Source organism: Enterobacter sp. Taxon_2 (assembly GCF_058355295.1).
Window position 1 is genome coordinate 3773971 of record NZ_CM178024.1, and the last position, 18009, is coordinate 3791979.

Annotated in this window: 16 protein-coding genes and 5 tRNA genes; 2 read left to right on the plus strand and 19 right to left on the minus strand. The window is 56.8% G+C overall.

Features of this window, described 5'->3' with window-relative positions; translation table 11 throughout:
• Window positions 1-11: 11 nt before the first annotated feature.
• Together emrB and leuA are read left to right on the plus strand one after the other, a co-directional pair.
• Window positions 12-1559, plus strand: a complete 1548-nt coding sequence (emrB, locus tag AC4IC4_RS17845; protein WP_491471623.1) for a multidrug efflux MFS transporter permease subunit EmrB — start codon at window positions 12-14, stop codon at window positions 1557-1559.
• A gap of 199 nt (window positions 1560-1758) precedes the next feature.
• The gene (gene leuA, locus AC4IC4_RS17850; RefSeq protein WP_491471624.1) at window positions 1759-3414 is read left to right on the plus strand and encodes a 2-isopropylmalate synthase; all 1656 of its coding nucleotides are present in this window, start codon (window positions 1759-1761) and stop codon (window positions 3412-3414) included.
• Here leuA and AC4IC4_RS17855 read toward each other — a convergent pair.
• From AC4IC4_RS17855 to mltB, 19 genes are all read right to left on the minus strand, one after another.
• Window positions 3401-4165 (minus strand): AraC family transcriptional regulator, encoded by a 765-nt coding sequence (locus tag AC4IC4_RS17855; RefSeq protein WP_491471625.1) that lies wholly within the window; start codon window positions 4163-4165, stop codon window positions 3401-3403. The two genes, leuA and AC4IC4_RS17855, sit on opposite strands and share 14 nt — an antisense overlap.
• 64 nt (window positions 4166-4229) lie before the next feature.
• Window positions 4230-4745 carry an S-ribosylhomocysteine lyase gene (gene luxS, locus AC4IC4_RS17860; protein ID WP_024907693.1) on the minus strand — a complete coding sequence of 172 codons (516 nt, stop codon included), beginning with the start codon at window positions 4743-4745 and terminating at the stop codon, window positions 4230-4232.
• 153 nt (window positions 4746-4898) lie between these two features.
• Window positions 4899-6443 (minus strand): glutamate--cysteine ligase, encoded by a 1545-nt coding sequence (gshA, locus tag AC4IC4_RS17865; RefSeq protein WP_491471626.1) that lies wholly within the window; start codon window positions 6441-6443, stop codon window positions 4899-4901.
• Between the two features lie 83 nt (window positions 6444-6526).
• Window positions 6527-6955, minus strand: a complete 429-nt coding sequence (locus tag AC4IC4_RS17870) for a YqaA family protein (RefSeq protein WP_008499541.1) — start codon at window positions 6953-6955, stop codon at window positions 6527-6529.
• Complete coding sequence (yqaB, locus tag AC4IC4_RS17875) at window positions 6952-7518, minus strand: fructose-1-phosphate/6-phosphogluconate phosphatase (protein WP_473713289.1); 567 nt, start codon at window positions 7516-7518, stop codon at window positions 6952-6954. Before yqaB ends, AC4IC4_RS17870 begins: the two co-directional genes overlap by 4 nt.
• A 250-nt stretch (window positions 7519-7768) precedes the next feature.
• A tRNA-Arg gene (locus AC4IC4_RS17880) sits at window positions 7769-7845 on the minus strand.
• Between the two features lie 28 nt (window positions 7846-7873).
• Window positions 7874-7950, minus strand: a tRNA-Arg gene (locus tag AC4IC4_RS17885).
• A gap of 29 nt (window positions 7951-7979) precedes the next feature.
• Window positions 7980-8056 (minus strand) — tRNA-Arg (locus tag AC4IC4_RS17890).
• Between the two features lie 64 nt (window positions 8057-8120).
• A tRNA-Arg gene (locus AC4IC4_RS17895) sits at window positions 8121-8197 on the minus strand.
• A gap of 4 nt (window positions 8198-8201) precedes the next feature.
• Window positions 8202-8294, minus strand: a tRNA-Ser gene (locus AC4IC4_RS17900).
• 342 nt (window positions 8295-8636) lie between these two features.
• Window positions 8637-8822 carry a carbon storage regulator CsrA gene (gene csrA, locus AC4IC4_RS17905; protein WP_000906486.1) on the minus strand — a complete coding sequence of 62 codons (186 nt, stop codon included), beginning with the start codon at window positions 8820-8822 and terminating at the stop codon, window positions 8637-8639.
• Window positions 8823-9063: 241 nt separating this feature from the next.
• A complete protein-coding gene (alaS, locus tag AC4IC4_RS17910) occupies window positions 9064-11691 on the minus strand; it encodes an alanine--tRNA ligase (protein WP_473713290.1) in 2628 nt (875 codons plus the stop codon).
• Between the two features lie 131 nt (window positions 11692-11822).
• Window positions 11823-12323 (minus strand): recombination regulator RecX, encoded by a 501-nt coding sequence (gene recX / locus AC4IC4_RS17915; protein ID WP_032640869.1) that lies wholly within the window; start codon window positions 12321-12323, stop codon window positions 11823-11825.
• 68 nt (window positions 12324-12391) lie between these two features.
• On the minus strand, window positions 12392-13450 hold the full coding sequence (recA, locus tag AC4IC4_RS17920) for a recombinase RecA (protein ID WP_024907698.1): 1059 nt from the start codon (window positions 13448-13450) through the stop codon (window positions 12392-12394).
• A gap of 89 nt (window positions 13451-13539) precedes the next feature.
• Window positions 13540-14037 (minus strand): nicotinamide-nucleotide amidase, encoded by a 498-nt coding sequence (gene pncC, locus AC4IC4_RS17925; protein ID WP_024907699.1) that lies wholly within the window; start codon window positions 14035-14037, stop codon window positions 13540-13542.
• Window positions 14038-14166: 129 nt separating this feature from the next.
• A complete protein-coding gene (locus tag AC4IC4_RS17930) occupies window positions 14167-15045 on the minus strand; it encodes a metal ABC transporter substrate-binding protein (RefSeq protein WP_491471627.1) in 879 nt (292 codons plus the stop codon).
• 14 nt (window positions 15046-15059) lie between these two features.
• Window positions 15060-15920 (minus strand): metal ABC transporter permease, encoded by an 861-nt coding sequence (locus tag AC4IC4_RS17935; protein WP_024907701.1) that lies wholly within the window; start codon window positions 15918-15920, stop codon window positions 15060-15062.
• Window positions 15917-16570, minus strand: a complete 654-nt coding sequence (locus AC4IC4_RS17940; protein WP_491471628.1) for a metal ABC transporter ATP-binding protein — start codon at window positions 16568-16570, stop codon at window positions 15917-15919. Before AC4IC4_RS17940 ends, AC4IC4_RS17935 begins: the two co-directional genes overlap by 4 nt.
• Before the next feature lie 313 nt (window positions 16571-16883).
• Complete coding sequence (gene mltB / locus AC4IC4_RS17945) at window positions 16884-17984, minus strand: lytic murein transglycosylase B (protein ID WP_491471629.1); 1101 nt, start codon at window positions 17982-17984, stop codon at window positions 16884-16886.
• Window positions 17985-18009: the final 25 nt, after the last annotated feature.

Sequence of the window (18009 nt, forward strand, 5' to 3'; positions counted from 1 at the left end):
AGGTGAGCGTTATGCAACAGCAAAAGCCGCAAACACCGCTGGAAGGGGCGCAGCTGGTCATCATGACCATTGCGCTCTCTCTTGCGACATTCATGCAGGTGCTGGACTCCACCATCGCGAACGTGGCGATCCCGACCATCGCCGGTAACCTTGGCTCGTCGCTGAGCCAGGGGACCTGGGTCATTACCTCGTTTGGGGTGGCAAACGCCATCTCCATTCCGATTACCGGCTGGCTGGCAAAGCGCGTCGGTGAAGTGAAGCTGTTCCTCTGGTCGACGGTATTGTTCGTTCTTGCCTCCTGGGCGTGCGGCATGTCCAGCAGCCTGACGATGCTGATATTCTTCCGCGTTATTCAGGGGATTGTCGCCGGGCCGTTGATTCCGCTGTCGCAGAGTTTACTGCTGAACAACTACCCGCCCGCCAAACGCTCAATTGCGCTGGCGCTGTGGTCAATGACCGTGATTGTCGCCCCGATTTGCGGGCCTATCTTAGGCGGCTATATCAGCGACAACTATCACTGGGGCTGGATCTTCTTCATCAACGTACCGATTGGCGCCATCGTGGTAATGCTGACGCTCCAGACGCTGCGCGGCAGAGAAACCCGGACGGAACAGCGGCGTATCGACGCCATTGGTCTGGCATTGCTGGTGATCGGCATCGGTAGCCTGCAGGTCATGCTCGACCAGGGCAAAGAGCTGGACTGGTTCAACTCCCGGGAGATCATCATCCTGACGATTGTCGCGGTGGTGTCGCTGAGCTTCCTGATTGTCTGGGAGCTGACGGACGATAACCCGATAGTCGACCTGTCGCTGTTTAAGTCGCGAAACTTCACCATTGGCTGTCTGTGTATCAGCCTCGCCTACATGCTCTACTTCGGCGCGATTGTACTGCTGCCGCAGCTGTTGCAGGAGGTATACGGCTACACCGCAACCTGGGCAGGTTTAGCCTCGGCACCGGTTGGATTGATTCCGGTTCTGCTGTCGCCGATTATTGGCCGCTTCGCCCACAAGCTCGACATGCGCAGGCTGGTGACGTTCAGCTTTATCATGTACGCCGTGTGCTTCTACTGGCGCGCGTATACGTTCGAACCGGGAATGGACTTTGGCGCGTCCGCGTGGCCGCAGTTTATTCAGGGCTTTGCCGTGGCGTGTTTCTTTATGCCACTGACCACCATCACGCTTTCCGGTTTACCGCCTGAGCGCATGGCGGCGGCATCGAGCCTGTCGAACTTTACGCGAACGCTGGCGGGCTCGATTGGTACCTCGATCACCACCACCCTGTGGACTAACCGTGAATCGATGCACCATGCGCAGCTGACCGAAGCGGTGAACCCGTTCAACCCGAACTCCCGCGAAATGTACAACCAGCTTCAGGGAATGGGGATGACGGAGCAGCAGGCGTCAGGGTGGATTGCCCAGCAGATCACCAACCAGGGGCTGATTATCTCGGCCAACGAGATTTTCTGGATATCGGCAGGGATCTTTATCGTCCTGCTGGGGCTGGTGTGGTTTGCTAAACCACCGTTTGGCGCCGGTAGCGGCGGCGGTGGCGCGCACTAGTTCTGTGCACGGGTTGCCGGGTGGCGGCTACGCCTTACCCGGCCTACGCTTACCGGGCCACCATTCGTAGGCCCGGTAAGCGCAGCGCCACCGGGCAACAATCGCCACCGTGTCCAGAACGCGACAGCCATTGTCAGTTCCGATAAAGCAGCGCGCCTGAAATCGATTCACGATAGTGAAAAGACAACAGGAGCGCATCATGCTGAACACACCTGCCGACAAGTACCAACCCTATCCGACCCTTTCCCTGCCCGACCGCCGCTGGCCGGAGCAACGCATCACCCGCGCGCCGCGCTGGCTCTCAACCGACCTGCGAGATGGCAACCAGGCCCTTGCCGAGCCGATGGACAGCACGCGCAAGCTGCAGTTCTGGGACCTGCTGCTGGGCTGCGGATTCAAAGAGATCGAGGTCGCTTTTCCTTCCGCCTCGCAGACGGATTTCAACTTTGTTCGTCAGCTGATTGAAGAAAACCGCATCCCGGATGACGTGACGATTCAGGTGCTCACTCAGGCACGGGAAGATCTCATCCATCGCACTTTTGAATCCCTGCGCGGCGCGAAGCAGGCCACCGTCCATCTCTACAACGCCACCGCCCCGCTGTTCCGCCGCCTGGTGTTCGGCATGGAGAAAGCGCAAGTCGTCGAGCTGGCGACGCGCGCCACGCGGCTTATTCGTCAGCTGTGTGAAGAGAACCCGGACACCCGCTGGCAGTATGAATACTCCCCGGAAACCTTCTGCTTTACCGAACCAGAGTTTGCGCTGGAGATTTGTGAAGCCGTCGCGGAGATCTGGCAGCCGTGCGACGAACGGCCAATGGTGATCAACTTACCCGCCACCGTCGAAGTGAGCACGCCGAACGTCTATGCCGACCAGATCGAGTATTTCTGTCGCCACTTTAGCCGCCGCCGCGATGTCTGCATCAGCGTGCATCCGCATAATGACCGCGGTACCGGCGTCGCCTGCGCGGAGCTGGCCGTAATGGCGGGGGCTGACCGCGTGGAGGGCTGTCTGTTTGGTAACGGGGAACGTACGGGCAACGTCTGCCTGGTGACGCTGGCAATGAACCTCTACAGCCAGGGGGTTAGCCCGAATCTGGACTTTAGCGATATGAACCGGGTGGTGGAAGTGGTGGAAACCTGCAATCAGTTGCCGGTGCATCCGCGCCATCCGTGGGCAGGACGGCTGGCCTATACCGCCTTCTCCGGCTCACACCAGGACGCGATCAAAAAAGGCTTTGATGCCCGCAGGCCTGGCGATCGCTGGGAGATGCCCTACCTGCCCGTCGATCCGCAGGATATTGGCTGCACCTACGAAGCGGTGATCCGCGTGAACAGCCAGTCAGGAAAAAGCGGCAGCGCGTGGCTGATCGAACAGAACCATGGTCTGAAGTTGCCCCGCGCCCTGCAGCAGGATTTCAGCCAGCACGTGCAGCAGGAAACCGATCGTCACGGAAAAGAGATGACGCAGAATGCGCTGTGGCAGCTGTTCCGCACCCGCTACGGCCTGGTGGCCACGCCGCACTATGCGCTGCAATCCTACCGCAGCGACAGCCAGCAGGACGGCCAGCTGCGTTTGACGGCCAGCGTCGTCACACAGGGAGGAACGCGCCAGCTGGAAGGTCAGGGTAACGGTCTGCTTTCCGCCGCCGCTCAGGGCTTAAGCCGCTGGGTCACCGCCCCGTTCGTGATTAAAGATTATCACGAGCATACGTTAGGCGAACGCAGCGACAGCCGCTCGGTGGCCTACATCCGCTGCCTGTTCCAGGACGGCAGCAGTCGCTGGGGCGTGGGCATTGATAGCGACGTGGCGCGCGCCTCGCTTCAGGCGCTGTTTAACGCCGTCAGTCGTTCTTAAAGTAATCGCTGGGGGAGACGCCCATCACGCGGCGGAACATCGCCGTAAAGGCGCTGTGGCTGCCGTAGCCCAGATCCAGCGCCACACGCAATACCGGCTGGCCCTGCGCCAGCCGCACTAAGGCTTCCAGCAGGCGCGCCCTTCTCAGCCACTCTCCGTAGCTTAATCCCGTCTGCTGCTGGAAATGGCGGTTCAGGGTGCGCTCGCTCATGTTCATCATGCTCGCAGCCTGCGCGCTGCTCCAGCTTTCACCCGGGCTTTGCCGGATTTGCAGGCACAGGCGACGTAACGCCTCACTTTCCGGCTCCGGCAGGTGAAACGGCAGCACCGGCATAGTGCGGATTTCATCGAGAATGAGCTCATAGACGCGCTCATCCCGGCTTCCGGGTGAGTACGATTCAGGTAAAGCAAGGGAGACGAGGATCAGCTCGCGCAGCAGCGGCGCGATCTGCACGATCTGGCAGGTGGCCGGGAGATCGGCCCGCGCCAGCGGATCGATAAACAGCGTTCGCGCCGCCACGTTGCCGGTAATGCGCAGGGAATGCTGCGTGCCCGCCGGCAGCCAGACGCCGCGACCGGGAGGCACAACCCAACAGCCCGATGCGGTATCCACCCGAACCACACCGCTCAGGGTGTGCAGCAGCTGCGCGCAGTTGTGTTCATGCCACGGCTCGCTGTCACCATGAGCGTAATCATGAGCGAACGGAACGAGGGGACGATGGGTAAAGGAGAAGGCTGCGGTTGTGGTCAAAGGAGGCACCAACACAATGTAGGCCCGGTAAGCGAAGCGCCACCGGGCATCCACAGGCACAATACTAGATGTGCAGTTCCTGCAGTTTTTCTTTTGGCAGGGCCAGCTCTTCGTTGCTGTTCACGCGAACATCACGCTCGATGATGTGACGCGCGATCTCCTGCGCTTCTTCCAGAGAGTGCATCTGGTAGGTACCGCACTGGTAAACGTTCAGTTCAGGGATCTGGTTCTGCTCTTTCACCTTCAGCACGTCCTGCATCGCCGCTTTCCAGGCATCCGCGACGCGCTTCTCATCAGGCACGCCAATCAGGCTCATGTAGAAACCGGTACGGCAGCCCATCGGAGAGATATCGATGATCTCAACGCCGTTGCCGTTCAGGTGGTCACGCATGAAGCCGGCGAACAGGTGTTCCAGCGTATGAATGCCTTTCTCCGGCATCACTTCTTTGTTTGGCACGCAGAAACGCAGATCGAAGACGGTGATCGTGTCGCCGTGCGGGGTGTGCATGGTCTTCGCCACGCGGACTGCAGGTGCTTCCATACGGGTATGGTCGACAGTAAAGCTATCTAATAACGGCATACGTCACCTCCGATAGTGATTTTTTTTAAAATAAACTGAACTCTTCTACAGAATGCGCGTCTGAGTATATGAAAGACGCGCATTTGTTATCATCATCCCTGAATTCAGAGATGTATATTTTGGCCACAGCGATGTGGCCTTTTTCTTTTCTGCTTAAGCCTGCTTCGCCAGAAACGCCTCAAACGACTCGGTATCCGCCGCTTCAACCTCTTTCTGACGCACAACGGACGCATCGCGTTCCGCTACAAAATCCGCTTCGCTCAGCACTTCTAACGGCTCCTGGATCAGCATCTCACGGTACTCCGCCGAGAGTGAACGCCCCGTACCACCGATGCCCTGATCAATCATAGAACGCAGAATGCGCGCTGAGAACGTCAGTTCCGGATTATCAAAACATTCCACCAGCTGGTCGCAGATCAGTTGATACGCCTCTCCGCCGTCGATGCTGTCCATTGTCCGGGCAACACGCTTCAGATCGCGGAACAGATCTTTGCCGACTGTGGTCAGCGGGAACTGTGCCGTTTCGCAGCCGATACCCAGCGTCAGACCCGGTTTACGCCCTTCCAGAATCACGCGGTTCCAGTTTGTACGGGTACAGAGCAATTCGTCTGAACTCATTTCCGGCGCATCCGCCAGCACGCACCAGACCATAAACAGATCCAGGAAGCGAATCTGCTGTTCATCAACGCCAATCGGTGAGAACGGGTTGATATCCAGCGAGCGCACTTCAATGTATTCAATCCCGCCGCGCTGCAGCGCATCCGATGGGGTTTCGCCGCTGCGCGTCACGCGCTTAGGACGAATAGGCGCATACAGCTCGTTTTCAATCTGCAGCACATTGCTGTTGATTTGCAGGCGCTTGCCGTCTTTTTCGAGGCCGATTTTCTCGTACTCTTCCGACGGGGTTTTGATCGCCCGCTTCAATCCTGCCACATATTCGTGCAATTCGTTAAACGTAATACCGAGATTGCTTTGCGATTTATTGGTATAACCGAGATCGCTCAGGCGCAGAGAGGTGGCGTACGGGAGATAGTACATTCCGCAGTCGGTCTTCTCGAACGGCAGCGTGGTCGGTTTCCCCTGCAGGAAGGATGAGCAAATAGCAGGCGATGCGCCGAACAGATACGGGATCACCCAGCCGAAACGGTAGTAGTTGCGGATCAGGCGGAAGTAGCCTTCAGAAATCGCGTCTTTATCCGTTTCACCACATTTCGCCTGCCAGAAAGCCATCGGCAACGAGAAGTTGTAGTGCACGCCAGAGATGGTCTGCATCAACGCGCCGTAGCGGTTTTTCAGCCCTTCACGATAGAGCGTTTTCAGCCGGCCGATATTTGACGTGCCGTACTGCGCCAGCTCAATCTCCTGCCCCTGCTCGATATAGCACGGCATGCTGAGGGGCCACATACGTTCGTCGCCCATGTTGCGCGCGGTGTAGCGATGGATATCGCGCATGATCGTCAACATATGATCAATATCACCCTCTACTGGGGTGATGAACTCCAGCAGCGCTTCAGCGAAATCGGTTGTGATCCATTTATGTGTCAGCGCCGAGCCTAACGCCTTCGGGTGACCCGTCGTCGCTAAACTACCGTCCGCGTTAACGCGCAGCGTTTCACGCTCAAGACCACGCTGAATACCCTTCAATGCCTGAGGGTGGTTTTCCAGCCAGGCCAGCGCCTGAGATACGTCCGGGATCAAATTGACCTCCCGCCTGTCAAAGTAATGTTACTCAGCATAATTGTAATGGTTGACGATTGAAGGTCGCGTATTCATTCCACCAATTAGTGCCACCACGTCATACCCTGTAGTGTTGCCCACGCCACGAGAACATAGCGCAACGCCTTGCCAAGGCACAAAAAAAAGAGCACCGGTCCCCAGGAGATGCGCATCCATCCCGCCAGCAGACACAGTAAATCGCCTATTACAGGCATCCAGCTTAATAACAGCGTGGCAGCGCCATAGCGTTTTAGCCAGCCGACTGCCTTTTCCTGCCAGCGCGATTTTTCACGCAGCGGAAAGAAACGCCCAAGAATAACGTTAGTCAGCCCTCCAAGGCTATTACCCATTGTTGCTATTAATACAAGCAGCCAGGGCTGACTCACGCCGGACAACAGCATCGCCACCAGCACCACTTCCGAATTGCCCGGTAACAGCGTGGCGCTTAAAAAACTGCTGGCGAATAATGAGGCGAGTGACAGCGCGTCACTCACAGTAAGCGCACATCCACCGCATCCATTCCGGCATCATGCGCGGCCTGGATACCGAAATCGGCATCTTCAAACACAACACATTTTGCCGCAGGGACGCCCATTAATTCTGCGCAGAGCAGGAAGGTGTCCGGTGCGGGCTTGTGATGTTTAACATGATCGGCGGCGACCACGGCAGAAAAATAGTGGCGCAGGCCAAGATGGTTGAGTAATGCCTCTGCAATCGCGCTTTCGCTGCCCGTCCCCACCGACATCGGGCGACGCCCGTGCCACTCTTTTACCACATCAATCAGCGGCAAAGGACGTACGGTATCTAAAAGCATGGCTTTTACCGCATCGGTTTTTTCGCGTGCGAGCAGGTGCGGGTCGAGATCGGCCTGATTCAGTTCAATCACGGCCTGTGCAATACGCCAGGTTGGGGAGCCGTTGAGGGCGATCATCGCCTGAAGGTCGAAACGCATGCCGTAGCGGCCCAGGACGTCGGTCCAGGCTTGACGATGCGTGGGTTCGGTATCCAGAAGAGTACCATCCATATCGAAGATCAAACCGTCATACTGTGCGTACATCGTGCTCTCACTAACCGATTAACAAAGCATTACTTTATCGTAAATGGTGGTTTTTGTCGCTGACAGAGAGTGTGATTGCTGACGGAACGTCGAAGGAATAAACAAAGAAGGAGAAGATGGTGCATCCGGGAGGATTACTCGGCTTACGCCTCGCCCTGCGGGCCGTTGCTAAAGCAACGTTATCCTCCCTGGTGCTTGCGATTAACTCGCAGACCTTAAAACAACAGCATCGCTGTTATCCAGGAGAATATGGTGCATCCGGGAGGATTCGAACCTCCGACCGCTCGGTTCGTAGCCGAGTACTCTATCCAGCTGAGCTACGGATGCATCGGGAAATGCTTTTAGAAACAGTAAATGGTGCATCCGGGAGGATTCGAACCTCCGACCGCTCGGTTCGTAGCCGAGTACTCTATCCAGCTGAGCTACGGATGCATCAGGGTACTGCTTTCAGAAATAGTAAATGGTGCATCCGGGAGGATTCGAACCTCCGACCGCTCGGTTCGTAGCCGAGTACTCTATCCAGCTGAGCTACGGATGCATCGGGATTTACTACTGTACTGCTCGATATTCATATCACTTCTAAAGCAATATGAAGTAATAGATGGTGCATCCGGGAGGATTCGAACCTCCGACCGCTCGGTTCGTAGCCGAGTACTCTATCCAGCTGAGCTACGGATGCAAAATGGCGGTGAGGCGGGGATTCGAACCCCGGATGCAGCTTTTGACCGCATACTCCCTTAGCAGGGGAGCGCCTTCAGCCTCTCGGCCACCTCACCACACAACGCCTCTTTCGAGTGCTTCGAGTTACTCGTTAAGAGCTTCTCGTCGCTGCGTGGCGCATATATTACTTTCTGGGACTTATAAGTCAAACAATTTTCCAAAAGCTTTTATCGTTTGCACAAATCACACGCAATTCGCATGTAAAAGCCGCAAAGAGGGTGTTTTATAAGCGGATTTTGCAGGCATCTTCACAGAAAACCTATGCAGAAATGGCGGCGTAAGAGCGAGTTTAGGGTAACGGAGTGGTTAAAAAGAGAGCGTTTGAAATTAAACGGTAATGTTGAGCAGGAAAAATGACAGGAGGGTTGCGTCTCGCCCGACAGCGAGACGCGACAATATCAGTAACTGGACTGCTGGGATTTTTCAGCCTGGATACGCTGGTAGATCTCTTCACGGTGGACAGATACTTCTTTAGGAGCGTTAACACCAATACGTACCTGGTTACCCTTTACCCCTAAAACTGTCACGGTGACCTCATCCCCAATCATGAGGGTCTCACCAACTCGACGAGTCAGAATCAGCATTCTTTGCTCCTTGAAAGATTAAAAGAGTCGGGTCTCTTGTATCCCGGCATTATCCATCATATAACGCCAAAAAGTAAGCGATGACAAACACGTAAAGTGTAAGCAGTCACGGCATCACATTCTGTTAAACGTAAGTTTAGCCGATATACACAAACTCAACCTGACTTTATCGTTATCGATAGCACAGTGAACAAGACGCCATAACGTTACCGCTATGGCGTCTGCTTGTGCTTTGTAGTTATTACAGTTTCGCGCTTACCCAGCTTTCAACGCTGGCTAATGCCGCAGGAAGTGCCGCCGCATCCGTACCACCGGCTTGCGCCATGTCCGGACGACCGCCACCCTTGCCGCCCACCTGCTGAGCGACCATACCAATCAGTTCCCCTGCTTTTACGCGGTCGGTCACATCCTTAGAGACGCCCGCAATCAGAGAAACCTTACCTTCTGCCACTGTCGCCAGCACGATAACGGTCGAACCAAGCTGGTTCTTGAGATCGTCGACCATAGTACGCAGCATCTTAGGCTCAACGCCTGCCAGATCGCTGACCAGCAGTTTGACGCCCTTAATGTCTACAGCCTTGCTGGAGAGGTTTGCACTCTCCTGCGCCGCAGCCTGCTCTTTCAGCTGCTGCAGCTCTTTTTCCAGCTGACGCGTGCGATCCAGCGCAACGCGCACTTTCTCGCCCAGGTTCTGGCTATCGCCTTTCAGCAGCTGCGCGATGTCGTGCAGCTGATCGCTCTGCGCATGCAGGCTGGCAATCGCACCTTCACCGGTCACCGCTTCAATACGACGCACACCTGCCGCCGTACCCGACTCGGAAACAATGCGGAACAGGCCGATGTCACCGGTGCGCGAGGCGTGCGTACCGCCGCACAGCTCGGTAGAGAAATCGCCCATGCTCAGCACGCGAACGCGCTCGTCGTATTTCTCACCAAACAGCGCCATCGCACCTTTTTTCTTCGCGTCCTCGAGATCCATGATATGGGTCTCGATTGGCAGGTTGCGACGGATCTGCGCGTTCACCAGATCTTCCACCGCGCGGATTTCAGACGGTTTCATCGCTTCAAAATGCGAGAAGTCGAAACGCAGCACTTTGTCGTTAACCAGAGAACCTTTCTGTGCAACGTGAGTACCGAGTACGTCGCGCAGGGCAGCGTGCATCAGGTGGGTTGCAGAGTGGTTCAGACGAATGCGCGCGCGGCGAGCTTCATCCACGTTAGCCTGGACGCCCTCGCCCACTTTCAGAGAACCGGAAACCAGTTTGCCCTGGTGACCAATTGCCTGACCGTATTTCTGGGTGTCGCTGACGCTGAAGCTAAAGCCATTGCCTTTCAGTTCGCCTTTATCGCCAACCTGACCGCCGGATTCCGCATAGAATGGCGTTTTGTCCAGAATGACCACCGCATCCTGACCCGCGCTGATGCTGTCCACAGCTTTACCGTCAACAAACAGGGCGGTCACTTTGCCGGTCAGTTCCAGCGCCTCATAGCCTTTGAATTCAGACGCGCTATCAACGCGGATCATCGCGTTGTAGTCTGCACCGAAACCGCTGGATTCACGCGCGCGACGACGCTGCTCTTCCATCGCGGCTTCGAAGCCCGCTTCGTCAACTTTGATGTTGCGCTCGCGGCAAACGTCCGCCGTCAGGTCAACCGGGAAGCCGTAGGTGTCGTACAGGCGGAAAGCGGTTTCGCCATCCAGCGTGTCGCCCTTAAGTTTCGCCAGCTCTTCGTCCAGCAGCGCCAGACCGCGCTCCAGTGTACGCGCAAACTGCTCTTCTTCGGTTTTCAGAACCTGCTCTACCTGCGCCTGCTGGCGTTTCAGCTCATCACCGGCAGCACCCATTACGCCAATCAGTGGCCCAACGAGTTTATAGAAGAAGGTGTCCTTCGCGCCCAGCATGTTGCCGTGACGGATGGCACGACGAATGATACGACGCAGCACGTAGCCACGGTTTTCATTCGATGGGATAACGCCGTCGGCAATCAGGAACGCGCAAGAACGAATGTGGTCCGCGATAACGCGCAGCGATTTGTTGTTCAGATCGGTCGCGCCGGTAACGTTCGCAACGGCTTTGATCAGGGTGCTGAACAGGTCAATCTCGTAGTTGGAGTTAACGTGCTGCAGTACTGCGGCAATACGCTCCAGACCCATACCGGTATCAACGGAAGGTTTCGGCAGCGGCTCCATCGTACCGTCGGCCTGACGGTTGAACTGCATGAAGACGATGTTCCAGATCTCAATGTAGCGATCGCCGTCTTCTTCCGGGCTGCCTGGAGGGCCGCCCCAGATATGGTCGCCGTGATCGTAGAAGATCTCGGTGCACGGGCCGCAAGGACCGGTATCACCCATCTGCCAGAAGTTGTCAGACGCGTATGGTGCGCCTTTGTTATCACCGATGCGAATAATGCGCTCGCGCGGGATCCCGACTTCTTTTTCCCAGATTTCGTAGGCTTCGTCATCGGTTTCATAGACGGTAACCCACAGACGCTCTTTCGGCAGGTTGAACCAGTTTTCACCGGTCAGCAGTTCCCACGCATATTGAATGGCATCGTGTTTGAAGTAGTCGCCGAAGCTGAAGTTACCCAGCATTTCGAAGAAGGTGTGGTGACGCGCGGTGTAACCGACGTTTTCCAGGTCGTTGTGTTTACCGCCCGCACGCACGCAACGCTGTGAGGTTGTGGCGCGGGAATAATTACGCTTGTCGAGACCAAGGAACACATCCTTGAACTGGTTCATCCCGGCGTTAGTAAACAGCAGAGTCGGATCGTTGTTCGGTACCAGGGAGCTGCTGGCAACAACCTGGTGTCCCTTACTATGGAAAAAATCGAGAAACGCCTGACGGATCTCAGCGGTGCTCTTGCTCATAATTATCCTGAAATCAAGCTAACGAAATGTCGTAGCCAGCCTGTATCGGTAAACCGTTGGACAGACCAGCTACTGGAAAAAGTGGGAATAAGATAAGTTTTCTTTAGTGGGAAGTAAAATCCCGCATGCGTTCAATCGGCAAAATTACGCCAGATATCCTGAATATCTTCCATCAGAAAGCCGCGGTAGAGCAAAAAGCGCTGGATTTTGACTTTTTCTGAAAATTCACGCGGCAGCGGTTCGCCGTACTTACGAATGGCCTGCTCTTTTGCCAGCTCGCACCAGTCAATGTCGCATTCGCGCATCGCTTTTTCGATGGACTCCCGGGCTACCCCTTTCTGGTTTAGCTCCTGCCGGATGCGCGCGGGCCCATATCCTTTGCGGCCGCGGCTGGCGAGAAACCGCGAGGCAAAACGCTCGTCATCAAGATAGCGATGCTCATAGCACCAGGCGATGACGCGATCATAATCTTCCGCGGTGGCATCAATCTCTTCTGGCCCGTTTTTACTCATCACCGGTGCCGACAGCTTTCGCCGCAGCTCCTGTTCACTGTGGTCACGCACGGCCAGGATGCGCACCGCGCGATCCAGTAGGCGTGCATACGCGGGTCGACGTGTTGTCGGTTCACTCATAAAAAACCTGCTGATTCAGAAATGCAAAAAGGGCCGCATCAGCAGCCCTTCATTGTTAAACGAAAGAATTAAAAATCTTCGTTAGTTTCTTCAGCATCCGCGCTATCAACCGCGAAATCTGGCGTGGAGTCCTGGTTGTTCAGCAGAAGCTCACGTACCTTCTTCTCAATCTCTTTCGCTGCAGCCGGGTTCTCTTTCAGCCAGGAGATCGCGTTCGCTTTACCCTGACCAATCTTGTCACCGTTGTAGCTGTACCAGGCGCCCGCTTTTTCAATCAGCTTCTCTTTCACGCCCAGGTCAACCAGCTCACCGAAGAAGTTGATCCCTTCGCCGTAGAGGATCTGGAACTCGGCCTGTTTGAACGGCGCGGCAATTTTGTTCTTCACAACCTTCACGCGGGTTTCGCTACCCACCACGTTCTCGCCCTCTTTCACCGCGCCGATACGGCGGATATCCAGACGGACAGAGGCGTAGAATTTCAGTGCGTTACCACCGGTCGTGGTTTCCGGGTTACCGAACATCACACCAATTTTCATACGGATCTGGTTGATGAAGATCAGCAGCGTGTTGGACTGCTTCAGGTTACCGGCCAGCTTACGCATCGCCTGGCTCATCATACGTGCCGCGAGGCCCATGTGAGAGTCGCCGATTTCACCTTCGATTTCGGCTTTTGGCGTCAGTGCGGCAACGGAGTCGACCACGATAACGTCAACGGCACCAGAACGCGCCAGCGCGTCACAAATTTCCAGCGCCTGCTCACCGGTGTCCGGCTGAGAACACAGCAGGTTGTCGATATCTACACCCAGTTTGCGGGCATAAACAGGGTCCAGCGCGTGCTCGGCATCGATAAACGCACAGGTTTTACCTTCGCGCTGTGCCGCGGCAATCACCTGCAGCGTCAGGGTGGTTTTACCGGAGGACTCTGGCCCGTAGATTTCTACGATACGGCCCATAGGCAGACCGCCAGCGCCCAGCGCGATATCCAGAGAAAGCGAACCGGTGGAGATGGTTTCCACATCCATGGAACGGTCTTCACCCAGGCGCATGATGGAGCCTTTACCGAATTGCTTTTCGATCTGGCCCAGTGCTGCCGCCAACGCTTTCTGTTTGTTTTCGTCGATAGCCATTATTACTCCTGTCATGCCGGGAGAAGCGACTGTGCTTCACCGTGGATTTCTGTTCTGTTGGTGCAATTATACTGTATGGTCATACAGTATCAAGTGTTTTGTAGAAATTGTTGCCAGAGCGTTTTTAACGCATAAACGGTTGCCTGACGACGCACGCTTTCGCGATCGCCGCTGAAGCACTCCCGGCGGGTGATCCCTTCCCCTTTGGACGTGGCGAACCCAAACCAGACGGTGCCAACAGGCTTCACGTCGCTGCCGCCGTCCGGGCCCGCAATGCCGCTAATGGAAATCGCGTAATCGGCCCGCGCCGCTTTGAGCGCACCAATCGCCATCTCGATGACCACCGGTTCGCTGACCGCGCCGTGCTGTTCCAGCGTGGATTCGCGCACGCCAATCATCTGTGCTTTAGCTTCGTTACTGTAGGTCACAAAACCGCGTTCAAACCAGGCGGAACTGCCGGCAATATCGGTAATCGCTTTCGCCACCCAGCCGCCGGTGCAGGACTCCGCAGTGGTGATTGTCGCGCCACGCTGCTTCAGCGCAAGGCCCACTATCTCGCTAAGCTGCATCAATTCATGGTCAGTCATTCTCGCTCCAGGCATCAGAAAAACGTGCTGCACAAGATAGCACTTTCTCGTCAGATGTGGGGATGCACTTCAGGTTTTACGAGGGGGCTTCAGAAAAAAGCCGGTACGGACGCACCGGCGGTGGAAAGGTTATTTCATGCTGTCAGCGAGAGTGTTCACATTGTGGCGAAACGCCTTAACGTAGGTGTCTGCCACTCCGCCTTTTGCCGACAACGCTTCCGGATAAAGTTCGCCCCCAGGCTGCGCGCCCGTCGCCGACGCAATCTGTTTAACCAGACGCGGATCGAGCTGATTTTCCATAAACCAGGTTTTCACGCCGTCGGCTTTGATCTGATTGATAATCTCAGCAACCTGAGCCGCACTGGCCTCGCTCTCTGACGACAGCCCCTGCGGCGCCATAAACGTCACGCCGTAGGCACGGCTGAAATAGCCGAACGCGTCATGGCTGGTCAGCACCTTACGCTTCGCCGGCGGGATCTGGCTAAAGCGCGTTTTGGCCCAGCTATCCAGCTGGTTAAGCTGCGTGATATAGGGTTTACCGGAGGCTTCCAGCGCGGCTTTGTCCTGCGGATCGGCTTTCACCAGCCCGTTCAGAATATTTTGCGCATACAGCGCCCCGTTCGCCGCGCTGTTCCACGCGTGCGGATCGGTCACGGTCTTTCCATCTTCCTCAAGTGTGTGGGTTTTCACCCCGGTTGAGGCGACGACCAGCTGTCCTTTGAACCCGGAGGCTTTCACCAGACGGTCAAGCCAGCCCTCCAGCCCCAGGCCGTTCACCACCACCACATCGGCCTTGCTCAGCGCCGCGCTGTCTTTCGGCGACGGTTCGAAGGTATGCGGATCGCCGTCCGGCCCGACCAGCGTCGTCACCTTCACATGATCACCGCCCACCTCCTGGGTGATGTCCCCCAGTATCGAAAAGCTGGTGACCACATTCAGCGTTTTCGCCATCACGCCGTGCGACATCATCCCCAGCGCAAGCGCCACTACTAATCCTGTACGTTTCATCGTTTCCCCTTGCGTTAAAAATACGCCCGCAGACTGCCAGCGAGCCTGCTTCGCGTACCCAATAAAATGGAAATAAAGAACAGCGCGCTGGCGGTGAGCACAATGGATGGCCCGGCCGGTAGACTCATCGCCCAGGAGAGGCTCAGCCCCAGCCATGCGCAGAAAATACCGCTGATGCCCGCCATCAGGAGTAACGCCGGTAGCGTGCGTACCCAGCATCGTGCCGCCACGGCCGGCAGCATCATCAGCCCGACGGCCATCAGCGTGCCGAGCACCTGAAAACCGGCCACCAGGTTAAGCACCAGCAGCGCCAGAAACAGTCCGTGCAGCAAGCCGGGCAGCCAGCGGGCGTTCACCTGTAGCCAGGCGGTGTCAAACGCTTCGGTAACCAGTCCGCGATAGAACATCGCCAGTACGATAAGGGTGAACATGCACACGCCCGTGACAAACAGCGCGGCGTCGTTGTCCACAGCGAGGATGGAGCCAAACAGCAGATGCAGCAGATCGACATTCGACCCGCGAAGCGACACCAGCGTAACCCCCAGCGCCAGTGAGCCGAGATAAAACCCGGCAAAGCTGGCATCTTCCTTAAGCGGCGTGCGGCGACTGACCAGACCGGCCAGCAGCGCCACGGTAATTCCCGCGATAAAACCGCCGATACTCATCGCCAGCAGCGACATACCGCTGAGCAAATAGCCCACGGCAACACCCGGTAAAATGGCGTGAGAAAGGGCATCGCCCATCAGGCTCATCCTGCGCAGCTGAAGAAACACGCCGAGCGCGGTGGTGCTGACCGAGAGCGCCAGGCAAACCACCAGCGCGCGACGCATAAAGCCGTACTCGATAAACGGCTGAAAAAAGAGATGCCAGATCATGCCACCCTCACCCGCTCGGTTTTCCATTGAGGAACGTCAGCATCCAGCCGCAACGTCTGCGGGAAATGGCGCGACACGCGCTCGCTGTCGTGCAGTACCGCGAGCAGCGTTTGCCCCTGCATATACATCTCCAGCATCACATCCATCAGCACGTTGCAGGTGGCCTCATCGACCCCGGTAAAGGGTTCATCCAGCATCACCAGCGGCGCCTGCTGCACCAGGACGCGAGCAAACAGCATGCGCTGGAACTGGCCGCCGGAGAGCTCATCGATGGTGGATAACGCCATGGATGCCAGCCCAACGCGCTCAAGCGCACTGGCAATGCGCAGCCGCGTTTCGCGACGAAACCCGGAGAAAAGCGAAATGCCCGGCCAGCAGCCCATGCTTACGACGTCCTGGACGGTCAGCGGAAACTGCGCCTCCAGCGCGTGACGCTGTGCCAGCCAGCCGATTACCGGACGCTTACCCTGCCAGCGGAAGCCACCGCTGACGGGCGGGATAAACCCGGCGAGCGTTTTCAGTAAGGTGGATTTCCCGCAGCCGTTAGCGCCGACAATCGCGGTCATGCTTCCGCGCTCAATCGTGCCCGAGAGGGGCCGCGTAACGGGCAGGCGTTCATAACCCGCGACCAGTTCATTCATCACGATCATGGCAATGCCACCGCCCAGCGCACGGCCAGCCCGATAAAGACAACAAGCACCAGCGCCAGCAAAAGCCGAACCAGAGCAGAAAGAGAAAAAAGGGACGTTGACATCTTGATACCATATTAAATGTTATAACATAACAATAATAAAAGGCGACAGAGATGTAAATGGCAGGTGTGAAAAGGGAGTGTGGCGAAATGTTTCTGCAAAACTTCCCTCTCCCGTGAGAGAGGGTCAGCGTGAGGGCATCAGGCCGCTCCGTGCGCGCAGCCATGCCGGGTGGCGGCGTTGCCTTACCCGGCCTACCCGCCGGAGCGGCTTACTGACTAAACGGCGACGCCGCCGGAACTCGCGCCTGAGACACCGCCAGTCCCAGCTGCCACACCGCCATTGCGTAGTGGGTGCTGTGGTTATAGCGGGTAATGGTGTAGAAGTTCGGCATGCCGTACCAGTACTGATACCCTGTTCCCACGTCCAGACGCAGCAGGCTCACCTGCTCGACGTTGCCCAGCGGCTGGGTTGGCGTTAAGCCTGCCGCCGTCAGCTGTGCAACGCTGTATTTGGTTTTGAAGCCGTTTTCCAGACCAAAAGCCTCGCCGTTTGCCTGCACCGCAACCTGGCCGCCCGGCGTCCAGCCGTGCGCCTTGAAGTAGTTCGCCACGCTGCCGATGGCATCCACCGGATCCCACAGGTTGATGTGACCATCTCCGTTAAAGTCGACGGCATACTGTTTATAGGACGACGGCATAAACTGGCCGTAGCCCATCGCGCCGGCAAACGACCCTTTCAGATCGAGCGGATCGTCCTGCTCGTTGCGCGCCATCAGCAGGAAGGTTTCCAGCTCGGAAGAGAAATACTCCGCGCGGCGCGGGTAGTTAAAGGAGAGCGTCGCCAGCGCATCCAGGATGCGGGTTTTACCCATCACGCGGCCCCAGCGGGTTTCCACGCCAATAATCCCGACAATGATTTCAGGCGGTACGCCGTACACCTGCCACGCGCGGTTGAGCGCATCTTCATACTGATTCCAGAACACCACGCCGTTTTGCACGTTGTCCGGGGTAATAAACTGTTTGCGATAGCGCAGCCACGCGCCGTTTGGCCCGCTCGGCACCTGGGCCGTCGGCGCCTGCCTGTCCATCAGGCGCAGCACGTAGTCCAGACGCTTGGCCTGAGACAAAATTTCGTGCAGCTGCTGTCTGTCAAAGCCGTGTTTGCTCACCATTTTATCGATGAACTGCTCGGCCGCCGGGTTATTCGCGAAGTCGCCGCCCATCTGCATCATATTGTGCTGCGGCTCCAGCAGGAATCCTCCGGAAGGCGCGCCCGCCGTTTGCTGAACGGCTTCGGTCTTAGGTTTGCTACTACAGGCAGACAGCAGAATAAGCGCAGGCAACAGCGCTGCATAACGACGCTTGAACATGAGACATCCATTTAACGGGTTCGAT